Genomic DNA, 14,866 nt, shown 5'->3' on the forward strand with positions numbered 1-14,866 from the left:
GCCGTGCATCGACCACCCCCATCGTGCCGCGCGACGCCGCTGGTCCCGAGGTCCGGAGGTTCAAGGCGACCGGAGACCGCGATCTGCTGATGCTCGGCAGCGCGGCGACCTGGAACCCGCTGCTGCGCGAGGGCCTCGTCGACGAGCTGGTCGTGCTCGTCCGGAGCCGGACTCGCCTGAGACGGCTCCTCCGTCTGCTCCGGGCCGCCCAGTCCGGGCTGCGGCTCCTCGACGCGGGGCCGCTCTCCGGCTCCCGGCTCGTGCGCCTCCGCTTACGGCGTCGGCACCGGTGGATCGCGCAGCATCGACGACCACCACCTGGCGCCCTCACAGGGGCCGTCACACGACCGGCCGAGTACCACCGCCACGGCGACTCCGTCTCGACGAGCACGTCTCCGGCTCTGAGAGTCGATCCGACTGCAGCGATGACGATGAGCGACAGGCGCAGGTGTCATCGCGACTCGCGGCGGACGGCAACGGGGGAGAAGCGCGGAGTCCGCCCGGGAACGACGAAGGGCCCGGACGACGGATCGTCCGGGCTTCGGGGGAGGGAGGTCAGTGCTCGCTGTGCGAGCTCTCGAGCTCCTTCTGGGTGACGGGGGTGATGCGGTCCTCGAAGAACCACCGGGAGAGGCCGGCACGCACGCGCTGCGGGGCGGTGATGCGACCGCGCGAGTTCGGGCGGATCATCAGCGGCTCGTACTCGTCCTGGCTGACCAGCTTCCAGCGCTCGTACTCGTCGAGCTGCTGGTGCACCTCGATGAACTCGCCGCCGGGGAGGCGGACGATGCGACCGGACTCGAAGCCGTGCAGCGCGATCTCGCGGTCCTTCTTCTGCAGCGCGAGGCAGATGCGCTTCGTGATGAAGTACGCGACGAACGGGCCGACGATCAGGCAGAACTGCAGGGCGTGGATGACGCCCTCCATCGTGAGGTGGAAGTGCGTGGCGATGATGTCGGAGGACGCGGCGGCCCAGAGGACCGCGTAGAACGTGACTCCGGCGGCGCCGATTGCGGTGCGGGTCGCGGCGTTGCGCGGGCGGTCGAGCAGGTGGTGCTCGCGCTTGTCACCGGTGATCCACGCCTCGAGGAACGGGTAGAGCATGACCGCGACGATGAACAGACCCAGGCCGACGAGCGGGATGAGGATGTTGAACGACAGCGTGCCCAGGCCCGGGATGGCCCACTCGAGTCCCGGCGGGACGAGGCGCAGGGCGCCGTCCGCGAAGCCGATGTACCAGTCGGGCTGGGTGCCGGCGGAGACGGGCGAGGGGTCGTAGGGACCGTAGTTCCAGATCGGGTTGATCGTGAAGAGCGACGCGATGAGGACGACGACGCCGAAGACGATGAAGAAGAATCCACCGGCCTTCGCGGCGTAGACCGGGAGCACCGGGTAGCCGACGACGTTCTGCTCGGTCTTGCCCGCACCCGGGAACTGGGTGTGCTTGTGGACGACCACGAACACGAGGTGCAGGGCGATGAACGCGAGCACCAGGGCCGGCAGCAGCAGGATGTGCAGGGTGTAGAGGCGGCCGACGATGTCGGTCCCGGGGAACTCGCCGCCGAAGAGGAGGAACGAGATCCAGGTGCCGACGACGGGGATGCCCTTGACCATGCCGTCGATGATGCGGAGGCCGTTGCCCGAGAGCAGGTCGTCCGGGAGGGAGTAGCCGGTGAAGCCCTCGGCCATCGCCAGGATGAAGAGGACGAAGCCGATGACCCAGTTGAGCTCGCGCGGCTTGCGGAACGCACCGGTGAAGAAGATGCGCAGCATGTGGAGGCCGATCGAGGCCACGAACAGCAGCGCCGCCCAGTGGTGGATCTGGCGCATCAGCAGGCCGCCGCGGATGTCGAACGAGATGTCGAGCGACGAGGCCATCGCCGCGGACATCTCGATGCCCTTCATCGGCAGGTAGCTGCCCTCGTAGTGCGTCTCGACCATGGACGCCTGGAAGAAGAACGTGAGGAACGTGCCGGACAGCAGGATGATGACGAAGCTGTAGAGCGCGACCTCGCCGAGGAGGAAGGACCAGTGGTCGGGGAAGATCTTGCGGCCGAACTCCTTGACGACGGCCGAGATGCTCGTCCGCTCGTCGATGTAGTTCGACGCGGCTCCGACGTAGCCCTTCTGCAGCTTGCCGCTGCCGAGGATGACGCCGTCGTCGCCGCCCTGGGGCGCCGACGAGGGTCGTGACGGTGTGGTGGTGGACATGTGAGTCATCGCTCCCAGAAGGACGGTCCGACGGGCTCCGTGAAGTCGCTCTGCGCGACCAGATAGCCCTCGTCGTCGACGGTGATGGGCAGCTGCGGAAGCGGGCGCTTCGCCGGGCCGAAGATGACGGCAGCCTCGTGCTTGATGTCGAACTGCGACTGGTGGCACGGGCACAGCAGGTGGTGGGTCTGCTGCTCGTACAGCGCCACAGGGCAGCCGACGTGCGTGCAGATCTTCGAATAGGCGACGATTCCGTCGTAGTTCCAGGTCTCGCGACCCTCACTGACGACGAGGTCCTCGGGCTTCAGGCGCATCAGGAGGACGGAGGCCTTGGCCTTCTCCTCGAGCTTGCCCTCGACCTGGTCGAGGCCTTCGGGGATGACGTGGAAGGCGGAGCCAGGGTGACGTCCGATGCGAGGATCGGGGCACCGGAGGGGTCCAGCGTGAGCCGGGTCCCCTCCTTCCACATGGTGGTCTTGAGGAGTGCGACGGGGTTCTGGTCCTGCGGGCCGAGGCCGCGGAACAGGATGACCGCCGGCAGCGGGAAGACGACCAGCGAGGCGATCAGGCTGTTCCGGATGACGGAGCGGCGGCCGAAGCCGGACTCCTTGTCGGACTGGTCGAAGATCTCGAGGGCGCGGGCCCGGGTGTCCTCCGAGGAGCGGACCGGGTGGCGGATGTCGATGCCCTCGTGGTCGGACATCAGCTGCTTGCCCCAGTGGACAGCGGCGATGCCGATCGCGAGCAGGGCGAGGGACATGCCCAGACCGATGAACAGCGTGTTCAGGCGGACGGACTCGATCTCCTCCGTGATGGGGAAGGCCATGTACGCGGCGACCGCGAACAGGGATCCCGCGAAGGAGAGGTAGAAGAGCGTGTACACCGTGCGCTCGGCACGCTTCTCGACCTTGGGGTCGAGATCGGTCATCCGGGGGCGGTGCGGCGGGAGTCCCGGGTCCTGGACCCGGCCCCGTGTGACGACCGCGGTGCCGGCCGGAGCCGAACCGTGCCCGGTGGCCGACGAGGTGGCGAGGTCCGTGCCACCCTCATCGTGCTCTGCCATGGTTCTCCTTTTCACGCCTATCGGCTCCGGTCGGAGCCGTGGGGGTTGTCACGCCCGTCAGGGCGCGGATGTTCACTAGTTCGATCGGGCGGTGATCCACACCGTGAGCGCGACGATGGCGCCGAGGCCGAAGATCCAGAGGAAGAGGCCCTCCGCGACCGGCCCGAGGGAGCCGAGCGCGAATCCGCCCGGCGACGGGTTGGCCTCGATGTACTTGAGGTACGAGATGATGTCGCGCTTGTCCTCGGGCGAGATGTTCAGGTCGTTGAAGACCGGCATGTTCTGCGGGCCGGTGACCATCGCCTCGTAGATGTGCGCCTCGGTCACGCCGCCCAGCGGGGGAGCGAACTTGCCCTCGGTGAGCGCACCGCCGGCTCCGGCGACGTTGTGGCACATCGCGCAGTTGATGCGGAAGAGCTCGGCACCGCTGGCGGTGTCGCCGCCGCCGTCGAGGACCTCGCCGGTCGGGATGGCGGGACCGGGCGCGAGGGACGCGACGTAGGCGGCCAGCTCGGCGACCTGCTCGTCGGTGAACTGCACCGGCTTCTCGAGCGCCTGCGGTCCGTGCATCTGCATCGGCATGCGGCCCGTGCCGACCTGGAAGTCGACCGAGGCGGCGCCGACGCCGATCAGCGACGGCGCGTTGTCGGTGCCGGCGGCGTCGAGGCCGTGGCAGGTCGCGCAGTTGGCGGCGAAGAGCTTCGAGCCCTCGTCGATCGTCTGCTGGCTGTTGGCGGAGGTCTCGGCGGAGGCCGAGGTGGCGACTCCGACGGCCGCGTAGGTGCCGCCGGTGAGTCCGAGGCCGATGGCGATCAGGGCCAGCGTGGCCAGGGGGTGACGGCGACCCTTCTTGGCACGGCTCTTCGTCTTCGGGGAGGCCATCGAGGCAACCTTCCTGCGGGGATCGGGGGTGGAGGTGTTCATCGGGTCGGCACCCATCACTTGAGGAAGTAGATGACCACGAAGAGGCCGACCCAGACGACGTCGACGAAGTGCCAGTAGTACGAGACGACGATGGCGCTCGTCGCCTCCTTGTGACCGAAGTTCTTGACCGCGAACGCGCGGCCGATGACGAGGAGGAAGGCGATGAGCCCGCCGGTGACGTGCAGGGCGTGGAAGCCGGTGGTGATGTAGAACGCGGAGCCGTAGGCGTTGCTCGACAGGCTCACTCCCTCGGAGACGAGGGTGGCGTACTCGAAGACCTGGCCGCAGACGAAGATCGCGCCCAGCGCGTAGGTGAGGAAGAACCACTCGACCATGCCCCACTTGAACGGGCTCAGCCCGGTGGAGCGCGCCTGGAGCCGCTCGGCCGCGAACACGCCGAACTGGCACGTGAACGAGGAGGCGACCAGGATCACCGTGTTGACGCTCGCGAACGGCACGTTGAGGATGCCCGTCTCGGCCTCCCACAGCTCCGGGGAGGTGCTGCGCAGGGTGAAGTAGATCGCGAACAGGCCCGCGAAGAACATGACCTCGCTGCCCAGCCAGACGATCGTTCCGACCGCGACCGGGTTGGGTCGGTTCACTACGGGCGCGGTGGCCGTGGGGGTAAGAGTGCTGCTCGTCACACAGACCATTATGGACGATGCCCGGAGGGCTGATTCGCACTTCCCGTATGCCGTTCGTACCCGGATAATCTGAGTGCCATGTCGGAAACCCTGTCCTGGCCGCGGATTCTCAGTGCTCTCCTCGAATCCTCCGATCTCAGCGTCTCGGAGGCGACCTGGGCGATGGAGCAGGTGATGCGGGGCGAGGCTACTCCGGCGCAGCTCGCGGGGCTGCTCGTGGCGCTGCGGGCGAAGGGCGAGACCGTCGACGAGATCGTCGGCTTCCGCGACGCGATCCTCGAGCACGCGGTGCCGCTGGACGTGGATCCGATGGCGCTGGACATCGTCGGCACGGGCGGCGACCGGTTCGGCACCGTCAACATCTCCTCCACCGCGTCGATCATCGCGGCGGCCGCCGGAACCCCGGTGATCAAGCACGGGAACCGTGCCGCCTCGTCGTCCTCCGGCTCCTCCGACGTGCTCGGCGCCCTCGGCGTCGACCTGAGCCTGTCGGCCGAGCGCGTCGCGGAGGCGTTCCGGCGCACCGGCATCGCGTTCGTCTTCGCCGCGATGTTCCACCCCGGCTTCCGGCACGCAGGTCCCGTGCGCTCCGAGCTGGGGATCCCGACCGTCTTCAACTTCCTCGGCCCGCTGTGCAACCCGGCGCGCCCCGAGGCGTCCGCCGTCGGCGTGGCCCACCTCGACCGGGTGCCGCTGTTCGTCGGCGTGTTCCAGACCCGCGGGGCGACCGCACTGGTGTTCCGCGGCGACGACGGACTCGACGAGCTGACGACCACGGGGCACAGCCACATCTGGGAGGTGTCGCGCGGGCTCGTCGTCGAGCACGACCTCGATCCTCGGGATCTGGGCCTGCGCCGGGCGAGCATCGACCAGCTCCGCGGGAAGGACGCCGCGTACAACGCGCAGGTGGTCCGCTCGGTGCTCGCGGGCGACGGCGGTCCCGTGCGCGACATCGTGCTGCTGAACGCGGCGGCCGGTCTCATCGCGTTCGATCTCGCCCGCGACCCGTCCCTCATCCAGACCGCGATCCTGGACCGCTTCCGCAGCGCGATGGAGCGGGCGGCCGACGCGGTCGACTCCGGTGCCGCGACCGCCAAGCTCGACGCGTGGGTCGCCGAGACGCGGCGGCAGGACTGACGCCGGGACGCGCGGACGCGGCCCTGCCCGAGCGCGGCGCCAGGGCGTAACGTGGGAGCGCTGTCCGCGACGGAGCGGACCGCGATCCACCCCGAGCCGGATCGCCCCGGACCTCTCCGGGGTGGTCGGACCCTGGAGGAGACCTCGATGAAGAAGCTCATCAACGACCCCAAGAACGTCGTCGCCGAGTCCGTGGCCGGCTTCGGCCTCGCCCACGCCGATCTCGTCCGGGTCGAGGCGGACCCGCTGTTCGTCGTGCGCGTGGACGCCCCGCGCTCGGGCAAGGTCGGGATCGTCAGCGGCGGAGGGAGCGGGCACGAGCCGCTCCACGCCGGATTCGTCGGCCATGGGATGCTCGACGCCGCGGTCCCCGGACCGGTGTTCACGTCGCCGACCCCTGACCCGATCGTCGCGGCGACGCAGGCCGTCGACGGCGGCGCGGGAGTGCTGCACCTCGTCAAGAACTACACGGGCGACGTCCTCAACTTCGAGACCGCGGCCGATCTCGCCGCGGCGGAGGGCATCGAGGTCCGCTCCGTCGTCATCGACGACGACGTCGCGGTGAAGGACTCGCTCTACACCGCCGGTCGGCGCGGAGTGGCGGGCACGGTCCTCGTCGAGAAGATCGCGGGCGCGGCCGCCGAGCGCGGCGACTCCCTCGACGCCGTCGCGGCGATCGCCGAGGCCGTGAACGCGAACGTCCGGTCGATGGGCGTCGCGCTGTCGCCGTCGATCGTGCCGCACGCAGGGGAGCCGAGCTTCGAGCTCGGCGAGGACGAGATCGAGATCGGCATCGGGATCCACGGCGAGCCCGGCCGCGAGAAGATCGCCCTCGAGCCGGCGGACAGGATCGTGGACCGCATCCTCGGCCCGATCCTCGAGGACCTGCCGTTCTCCTCCGGCGACAGCGTGCTGCTCTTCGTCAACGGCATGGGCGGCACGCCCCTGGTCGAGCTCTACATCGCGTACCGCCGCGCCGCGGAGGTGCTCGCCGAGAAGGGCATCGAGGTGACCAGGAGCCTCGTCGGGAACTACGTCACGTCGCTCGAGATGCAGGGCCTCTCGCTGAGCGTGCTGAAGCTGGACGCGGCCACCACCGAGCTCTGGGACGCGCCGGTCGAGACCGCGGCGCTGCGCTGGGGACGCTGATCGACGGGGACGGCGCTTCCACCGCACACGACACGACGGCCGCGGGAGCGGTCTCAGGAGAGGGAACGATGCAGGACGGACGGACGGCGCTCGACGCCGAGTGGGCACTCGCGTGGGTGCGGGCGGCGGCGCAGTCGATCTCGGAGCACCGGGTCGAGCTGATCACGCTCGATCGGGCGATCGGGGACGGCGACCACGGCGAGAACATGGACCGCGGCTTCCAGGCCGTCGTCGCGAAGCTCGACGCGACGAGCGGCTCCTCCACACCGGCGGAGGTGCTGAAGATCGTCGCGACGACGCTGATCTCGACGGTCGGCGGTGCGTCGGGGCCGCTCTTCGGCACCGCGTTCCTCAAGGCCTCGGCCGCGGTCGCGGGGCAGGAGTCGCTCGACGGCCCGGCCGTGGTCGCTCTGCTCACCGCCGCTCGGGACGGCATCGTGCTGCGCGGCAAGGCCGAGGCGGGGGACAAGACGATGGTCGACGCGTGGATCCCTGCGGTCGAGGCCGCGCAGTCCGCGGTGTCCGCCGGAGCGGCTCCGGCCGAGGTGCTCGCCGCGGCGGCGGAGGCGGCGCAGACCGGGGCCGAGTCGACGGATCCGCTCGTCGCCCGCAAGGGCCGGGCCAGCTACCTCGGGGAGCGGGCCGTCGGCCATCGCGACCCGGGGAGCGTGTCGACCGTGCTGCTGCTGCGCGCGGCGGCCGAGGCGGCCGCGTGAGCGTCGGGCTGGTCCTCGTCTCGCACAGCGCCCGCCTCGCGGAGGGCCTGGCGGAGCTCGCGGCGCAGATGGCGCCGTCCGTCGCGCTCGTCGCCGCCGGCGGCACCGATGACGGCGGGATCGGCACCAGCTTCGACCGCATCACGGCCGCCCTCGGCGAGGCCGACTCGGGCGACGGCGCCGTGGTGCTCTGCGACCTGGGGTCGGCGATCATGACGGCCGAGACGGCGCTGGAGTTCCTCGACGACGACGCGCGGGGGCGCGTGCGCCTGGTCGACGCTCCGCTGGTCGAGGGCGCCGTCGCCGCGGCGGTCGCGGCCGAGACCGGAGCCCCGCTCGACGAGGTCGTCCGCGCCGCGGAGTCGGCTCGGGGAGCGGCAGCGCCCGCCCCCCAGGAGCCGCCCGCTGCGGCGGGGGTCCGTCGCAGCGTCGTGCTGATCAATCCCAACGGCCTGCACGCGCGACCCGCCGCCGAGTTCGTCAAGCTCGCGACCGCGTTCGATGCGCGCATCGATGCGAACGGCAAGGACGCGACGAGCCTGCTCGGAGTGATGTCGCTGGGTCTGAACCGGGGCGACGAGGTCGTGATCTCGGCGACGGGCTCCGAGGCCGACGAGGCCGTCCGACGGCTCGGCGATCTCGTCGAGTCGGGCTTCGGCGAGGTCTGAGGCCCCGGCGCTCCGTCAGGCCAGGACTCCTAGGCTGAGGCCATGGCCCTGCGCGGAACACGACCCCCTCTCGTCCTGCTCCGCCGCCTCACCGGCCTCCCGCGGGCGGTGCGGCGGGCGGACGCCCGGGCGGCGCGGCGGCTGAACGCGCGACGCTCGCCGGTGCTCGTCGACGGGGCCCTGGTCGGACTCTCGCGAGCGGCCGACCACGGCGTGCTGTGGTTCGGGCTCGGAGCGCTGCTGCTCGCGGCCGGACGACCCAGGGAGGCCGCCAGAGGCGTCCTGTCGCTGCTCGCGGCCAGCGCCGCGGCGAACCTGATCGGCAAGCGCCTCTTCGGCGGAGTGCGACCGCTGGTCGTCGACGTGCCCGTCGGACGGCGGCTCGCCCGCGTGCCCACGTCCCCGTCCTTCCCGTCCGGTCATGCGGCGAGCGCCGCCGCCTTCGCCGCGGGGGTGGCCCTCGAGAACCCGAAGGTCGGAGCCGCGGTCGCTCCGCTGGCCGCCGCCGTGGCCTTCTCCCGACTGCACGTCGGCGTGCACTGGCTGTCGGACGTGCTCGGCGGTGCCGCGCTCGGCGCGACCGTCGCGACGCTGGGCCGGCTGCTGGTGCCGGCGACTCCGCGGCACGTGCCGGTCTCGGAGCGCGCGACCCTCCCTCCGGTCGGCGCCCGCCCGCTCGGCGACGGCTCCGCGCTGCTCGTGGTGCTGAACCCGGGTGCGGGTCGCGACTCGCACCGGCCCGATCCGGAGCCCCTGATCCTCGAGCGCTTCCCGGAGGCCCGCGTGCACCGCCTCGAGGACGGGGAGGAGCTCGTCGACGTCGTGCGGTCGGCGCGGGAGGGCGACTCTCCTCCCGAGGTGCTCGGCGTGTACGGCGGGGACGGGACGATGTCGGTCGGCGCCGCGCTCGCGCGGTCGGAGGGGATGACGCTGCTCGTGCTGCCCGGCGGCACGATGAACCACTTCGCCAAGGCGCTGGGGCTGCTGACGATCGAGGACGCGCTCGACGCGGCCGCGCACGGTGAGCGGCGGGACGTGGACGTGGCGGAGGTCGTCGTCGGCGGCTCCGAGCCCGTGACGGTGCTCAACACGGTCTCGGTCGGCGTCTACCCCGAGTTCGTCGCCGCCCGGGAGAAGCACGAGAAGGTGCTCGGCAAGCCCGTCGCCGCGGTGCTCGCCGCCCTGCGGGTGGTGCGCGGCACCGACCCGTTCGAGTTGCGGCGCGACGGACGCAGCGAGCTCGTCTGGTCGTACTTCGTGGGCGTCAACCAGGAGCACCCGCGCACCGCGACGCCCCTCGCGCGCCGACGTCTCGACGACGGGCAGCTGGACGTGCGCATCCTGCACGCGGGGCGCCGGCCGCGCACCCGCGGGGCGATCTCGCTCGTGCTGGGCCGCGCGGCGACCCCGATCGTCGGTCGGGTGCCCGGCTGGCGGGCGCCGGTGGTGGAGTCCTCCTCGACGGACCGGCTGACGATCTCGGTGCGCCGACCGCACGGCGACGACCCGGGCTGGGCGCACGACGGCGAGACCGAGGTGTTCGACGGCCGGCGCGACGGGTACGAGGAGGCGTCGGTGCGGATCGTGCGCCTCGCGCTCCGGGTCTACTGCGCGGCCGACTGACGCGCCGGGCGCCGGCCCCGCGTCCCGCCTCCCGTCAGCGAGCGCAGCGCCGGGGCGATGCTCTCGCGCCGGAGCGCGGCGGTGGCGAGCAGGAGCGCCAGCAGGACGACTCCGCGCAGGAGGCCCTGCCAATAGAAGGAGAGCCCGATGAGCACCATGCCGTTGTTGAGGAGGCCGAAGATCAGCACTCCCACGGCGGTGCCCAGGATGTTCGGTCGGCCCAGTCTGCTGAGCGTCGCGCCGATGAAGACGGCGCCGATGGCGTCGAGCACGTAGGGCTGCCCGCCGGCGGGGGAGAAGCCGTAGCTGCGCGAGGCGAGCACCACTCCGCCGACCCCGGCGATCAGGGCCGCGACGACGTACGCGGAGGCGAGGACGAGGGAGGTCCGACGGCCGGCGATGCGCGTCGCGGTGGGCTGCTCGCCCGTCGCGGTCAGCACGCGGCCCCAGCGCGTGCGGTCCAGCAGGAGCCAGACGGCGACCCCCAGCAGGACGGCGACGACGACCGGCACCGGGACGCCGCCGAGAGTCGCGTTGCCGATCGCCGCGAAGTCGTCGGGAGTGCCCGTCCGGCGGAGGTACACCGGGGCGCCGCCGCCCGTCAGGAGCTGCTCGACGCTCGTGCCGATGAACCAGACGCTCAGCGTCGCGAGGAAGGCGCGGATGCGCAGCACGACGATCAGGACCGCGTTGACGAGTCCGGCGAGCGCGCCGAAGGCGAGTCCGATCGACACGGCGAACCAGCCCACGTAGCCGTCGGCGATGAGACCGGCGGCGCCGAGGGCGGCCAGATCGATCGCGACCCCGATCGAGAGGTCGATGCCGCCGGTGCGGACGACGACGGTCATGGCGGTGGCGGCGATCAGGAGGATCGCACCGGCGCTGAGGACGCTGAGCAGGTTGCCCGCGGCGAAGTACCCGGGAGCGAGCGTGCCGAAGACCAGCAGGATCAGCGCGACGGTGCCGGGGGCGAGGACGCGCACCGCGAGAGCGCGTCGGCGCTCGGACCGGACCGCCGGATCGACGGCGGTGGGCGTGGCCGGCGGGGCCTGGGTGATCGTGCTCATCGGCGGGCGCCTCGCTCTCGGACGGCCGCGAGGCCGAGGACCAGAAGGATCAGGATCCCCTTGATGGCGCCGACCCACTGGCTGCCGACCCCCAGGAGGGTGAAGCCGTTGCCGAGTGCGGCGACGAAGACCGCCGCGAGCAGCGTGCCTCCGATCGTCACGACGAGGCGACGGGAGAAGACGACCGAGAGGAACGCGGTGAGGATGATGTCGAGCAGGATCTGCGCGCCGATGCCGGGCACCGCGGCCGCGAGGCGCGCTGCGAGGAGGATGCCCGCGATGCCGGCGAGGAGCCCGGCGATCACGTAGCTGCCGCCGACGTAGCGCCAGACGGGGATGCCCGCGACGCTCGCCGCCGTGCGGTTCTGGCCGACGGCGTAGCTGCGCACGCCCCACGGCGTGCGGCCGACCAGCAGGCCGGTGAGCAGCGCGGTGGCGCCGAGCACGAGCACCGGGGCGGGGACGCCGAGGACGGTGCCCGAGCGCAGCCACGTGAAGAGCGGGTCCTCGAGCGGCACCTTCACGTTGTCGGTCGCGAGGAACACGGTGCTCGTGACGATGCCGGAGGTGGCGAGAGTGGCGAGCAGGGGGCGGAGCCCCAGCACCACGGCCGTGCCGTTGACGGCGCCGAAGCCGACGCTGACGAGCAGCGCGAGGGCGATCGCGGGGAGAGCCGACCAGCCGGACTGCACGGCGACGGCGGCGACGACTCCGGAGAGCCCGACCACGGGGCCGGAGGACAGGTCGATGCCGCCGGTGACGACGTCGTCGCCGCCGGTGATCACGACGATCGCGAGACCGAAGCCGGCGATCGCGGGCACGGCCGCCTGCAGGAGGATCGTCGCGGCGTTCCCGGGTGTCGCGAAGGACGGCGACGCGAGGGAGAAGAGGAGGATCTCGGCGGCGACGACGAGGTAGCCGATCACGGCGAGGGCGCCGAGGCCGCGCCGACGGGGCGCGGTCCCCGCGGGCGCGCGGGACGGGGCGAGGGCGGTCATCGTGACTCCTGGGGGACGGGCGCGTCGTCGGCGCCGGAGGCGAGGGCGAGGATGCGGTCGCCGGTCGCGTCTCGGCGCGGGAGCTCGGCGCGGACGGCGCCGCGGTGCAGGACCACGACGCGGTCCGACAGCCCCACGAGCTCCTCGAGGTCGAGACTCACCAGCAGGACGGCGGCACCGGAGTCGACCAGCGCCTCGATCCGCCGGTAGAGGGCCGTGCGCGCGCCGATGTCGACCCCGGCGGTGGGGGAGTCCAGCACGAAGACGCGGGAACCCGCGGCGAGCCACCTGCCCAGTGCGATCTTCTGCTGGTTGCCGCCCGACAGGGTGCCGACGACGGCGTCCGGATCGGCGGGGCGGATGTCGAGGGTGCGGATCCACTCCGCGGCGAGCGCCCGCTCGCGTCGGCGGTCGGACACGAAGCCCAGGCGCGAGACGGCGCCCAGCGCAGCGAGGGAGAGGTTCTCGGCCACGGTGTGCCGGACGAGCACCCCGTCGCGGCGGCGGTCGCTGGGGACGTACGCGCCGCCGGCCGCCACGAAGGCGCGGGCGGAGGAGACGCGGCGGCCGGCGACCCGCACCCGGCCCCCGTGCGGAACGACACCGGCGACAGCGTCGGCGAGGATCTCGACGCCGGAACCGACGAGTCCCGTCACTCCGACCACCTCGCCGGGGCGGACGGCGAGCGAGAGCGGGTCGAGCCCGGGCGCCGAGAGCCCCTCGAGCTCGAGCAGGGCGGCGGCGTCGCGATCGACGACGCGCCCCGGTCCCTCGGCGAACTCCTCGACGTCGCGGCCGATCATCAGCCGCACCACGTCGTCCAGCTCGCCGGGCGCTCCGTGCAGGAGGACCTCGCCGGCGTTCGCGCCGTTGCGGAGGACCACGACCCGGGACGCGATGCGGCGCACCTCCTGCAGGTAGTGCGAGATGTAGACGACGGCCGTGCCGCGGGCGGCCAGACGGCGCAGCGCCGAGAAGAGCATCTCGACCTCCTCCGCGGCCAGCGGCCCGGTCGGCTCGTCGAGGACCAGGACCCGCGGGTCGCTGGAGAGGGCCCGCGCCACCTGGACGAGCTGCTGCTCGGCCACGGTGAGGTCGTCGACCAGGGTGTCGCCGCGGAGGGCGAGTCCGACGCGCTCGAGCAGCTCGCGCTCGGCCCGCAGACGCAGGGCGCGCGGCGAGACGAGGCCGCGGCGCCCCTCCGACCGGCCGAGGAAGAGCTGCTCGGCGACGCTCAGCCGGCCCGCGACGTGGCGGTCCTGGTGCACCACCTGCACGCCGGCCCGCTCGGCGTCGCGCGGGCTCGCGATCGCGACGGGCGCGCCGTCGATCGCCACGGATCCCGCGTCCGACGAGTACAGGCCGGTCAGGATCTTGATCAGCGTGCTCTTGCCCGCGCCGTTCTCGCCGACGAGCGCCACGATCTCGCCCGCCGCCAGCTCGAGTCCGACGTCGCGCAGGACCGGCACGCCCGCGAACGCCTTGCCGATGCCGCGCATCGACAGTGCCCGCGCGGACAGGAGCGGGTCAGCCACCGAGACCGAGCTCCTGGATCGTGGCCGCCGCGTTCTCCTTCGTGATGAGCACGGGAGCGAAGTAGCTGGTCGTGGGGACGCTGTCCTCCTCGCCGCCGAGGAAGCGCGCGACGTTCTCGGCCGAGCCGCTGCCGATGGCCTCGGTCTGCTGGGCGACGGTGGCGGTGTAGGAGGAGGCCGGGTCCAGGATCAGGTCCAGCGCGCCCTGGTCCGCGTCCACTCCGTAGATCTTGATCTCGTCGCGTCCGGCGGCGTCGACCGCCTGCGCGGCGCCGATCTGCGGCGTGTCCCAGCACGACCAGATCGCCGAGATCTCCCCCTCGGGATAGCGGGAGAGCGCATCGGTGATCTGCTGCTTCGCGTCCTCGATCGTGCCCTCGTACTTGTCCTGCAGCTCGGGCTGGATGAGCGTGATGCCGGGGTAGACCTCGAGCACGAGAGCGAGCTCCTTGTAGCGGATGCGGCAGGGCGCTACTCCGGGGAAGCCGTTGAAGACGAGGACCTGGCCCTGACCGCCGATGTCCTCCGCGATGGTGCGGGCGAGCGTGGAGCCGATCTGCCAGTTGTCGCTCGTCGCGTTGTTGATCGACAGGGGCGAGACGTTGTCGATCGTGAACAGCGGGATGCCCGCGTCGTCGACCTCCTGCAGCGCCGGGGCGAGGGTGGTGGCGTCGCCGAGGATCACGATGATCGCGTCGGGCTCCTGCGCGACGAGGTTCTCGATGTCGCTGACGTGCTTGTCGTCCTTGGCCTCGGCCTGGGTGGCGACGACCTCGCCGCCGAGCGCCTCGATCCGGTCCTGGACGCTCTCGTACACGATGCGGCTGAAGTCGTGGACGATGTCCTTCGCCGCGACGCCGATGGTCTTCCCCTCGAGGCTCGGGACGTCGACGGCGGCGCTCGCCGCGGCCGGAGCGGCGTCGGCGGCCGAGTCGTCGGCGGCGGCCCCGGTCTTGAGGCTGCAGCCCGAGAGCACGAGCGCGGCGGCTCCGAGGAGCGCCACGGAAGCGGTGAGGGTGCGGGTGGATCGCATGGTCTGTCCTGATCGTCGGGCCGGGGCCGGGTCGTCGTGGGGAGTCGGCACCGATCGTGCTGGACGCGGACGCCCCGCGTCGCCCCGCCGCTTCACGG

At 72.0% G+C, this 14,866-nt stretch carries 12 protein-coding genes and 1 pseudogene; 5 read left to right on the top strand and 8 right to left on the bottom strand.

Annotated elements, in window-relative coordinates; all coding sequences use genetic code 11:
• Window positions 1-555: 555 nt before the first annotated feature.
• The 4 genes and pseudogenes from qcrB to ctaE all read right to left on the bottom strand — a co-directional run bounded on the left by qcrB (window position 556) and on the right by ctaE (window position 4,851).
• Window positions 556-2,211: a cytochrome bc1 complex cytochrome b subunit gene (gene qcrB / locus B0T42_RS02655; protein WP_077221844.1), complete on the bottom strand. Its 1,656-nt coding sequence runs from the start codon at window positions 2,209-2,211 to the stop codon at window positions 556-558.
• A 5-nt stretch (window positions 2,212-2,216) separates the two neighbouring features.
• Window positions 2,217-3,274 (bottom strand): annotated as a pseudogene (gene qcrA, locus B0T42_RS02660) (cytochrome bc1 complex Rieske iron-sulfur subunit).
• Window positions 3,275-3,349: 75 nt separating this feature from the next.
• Window positions 3,350-4,156 carry a cytochrome bc1 complex diheme cytochrome c subunit gene (qcrC, locus tag B0T42_RS02665; RefSeq protein ID WP_077221845.1) on the bottom strand — a complete coding sequence of 269 codons (807 nt, stop codon included), beginning with the start codon at window positions 4,154-4,156 and terminating at the stop codon, window positions 3,350-3,352.
• A gap of 56 nt (window positions 4,157-4,212) precedes the next feature.
• Window positions 4,213-4,851, bottom strand: coding sequence for an aa3-type cytochrome oxidase subunit III (gene ctaE, locus B0T42_RS02670; RefSeq protein WP_077221846.1), 639 nt, complete (start codon window positions 4,849-4,851; stop codon window positions 4,213-4,215).
• A gap of 69 nt (window positions 4,852-4,920) precedes the next feature.
• Here ctaE and trpD point away from each other — a divergent pair, with 69 nt between their 5' ends.
• From trpD to B0T42_RS02695, 5 genes are all read left to right on the top strand, one after another.
• Complete coding sequence (trpD, locus tag B0T42_RS02675) at window positions 4,921-5,979, top strand: anthranilate phosphoribosyltransferase (RefSeq protein ID WP_077221847.1); 1,059 nt, start codon at window positions 4,921-4,923, stop codon at window positions 5,977-5,979.
• Window positions 5,980-6,126: 147 nt separating this feature from the next.
• A complete protein-coding gene (gene dhaK / locus B0T42_RS02680; protein ID WP_077221848.1) occupies window positions 6,127-7,128 on the top strand; it encodes a dihydroxyacetone kinase subunit DhaK in 1,002 nt (333 codons plus the stop codon).
• 68 nt (window positions 7,129-7,196) lie between these two features.
• Window positions 7,197-7,844, top strand: coding sequence for a dihydroxyacetone kinase subunit DhaL (gene dhaL, locus B0T42_RS02685; protein WP_077221849.1), 648 nt, complete (start codon window positions 7,197-7,199; stop codon window positions 7,842-7,844).
• Window positions 7,841-8,512, top strand: a complete 672-nt coding sequence (dhaM, locus tag B0T42_RS02690; protein ID WP_077221850.1) for a dihydroxyacetone kinase phosphoryl donor subunit DhaM — start codon at window positions 7,841-7,843, stop codon at window positions 8,510-8,512. The genes dhaL and dhaM overlap by 4 nt, the downstream gene beginning before the upstream one ends.
• 42 nt (window positions 8,513-8,554) lie before the next feature.
• A complete protein-coding gene (locus tag B0T42_RS02695) occupies window positions 8,555-10,135 on the top strand; it encodes a bifunctional phosphatase PAP2/diacylglycerol kinase family protein (protein WP_077221851.1) in 1,581 nt (526 codons plus the stop codon).
• Here B0T42_RS02695 and B0T42_RS02700 read toward each other — a convergent pair.
• From B0T42_RS02700 to B0T42_RS02715, 4 genes are read right to left on the bottom strand one after another with little or no spacing between them, the layout of a single operon-like run.
• Window positions 10,117-11,202, bottom strand: a complete 1,086-nt coding sequence (locus B0T42_RS02700) for an ABC transporter permease (RefSeq protein WP_077221852.1) — start codon at window positions 11,200-11,202, stop codon at window positions 10,117-10,119. The two genes, B0T42_RS02695 and B0T42_RS02700, sit on opposite strands and share 19 nt — an antisense overlap.
• A complete protein-coding gene (locus tag B0T42_RS02705; protein ID WP_077221853.1) occupies window positions 11,199-12,200 on the bottom strand; it encodes an ABC transporter permease in 1,002 nt (333 codons plus the stop codon). Before B0T42_RS02705 ends, B0T42_RS02700 begins: the two co-directional genes overlap by 4 nt.
• Entirely contained in the window at window positions 12,197-13,735 is a 1,539-nt protein-coding gene (locus B0T42_RS02710) for a sugar ABC transporter ATP-binding protein (protein WP_077221854.1), read from the bottom strand. The genes B0T42_RS02705 and B0T42_RS02710 overlap by 4 nt, the downstream gene beginning before the upstream one ends.
• Window positions 13,728-14,768 (bottom strand): sugar ABC transporter substrate-binding protein, encoded by a 1,041-nt coding sequence (locus B0T42_RS02715; RefSeq protein ID WP_077221855.1) that lies wholly within the window; start codon window positions 14,766-14,768, stop codon window positions 13,728-13,730. The genes B0T42_RS02710 and B0T42_RS02715 overlap by 8 nt, the downstream gene beginning before the upstream one ends.
• Between the last annotated feature and the right edge of the window lie 98 nt (window positions 14,769-14,866).

The sequence above is a fragment of the Rathayibacter rhapontici genome (assembly GCF_001995175.1).
Lineage (GTDB): Bacteria > Actinomycetota > Actinomycetes > Actinomycetales > Microbacteriaceae > Rathayibacter.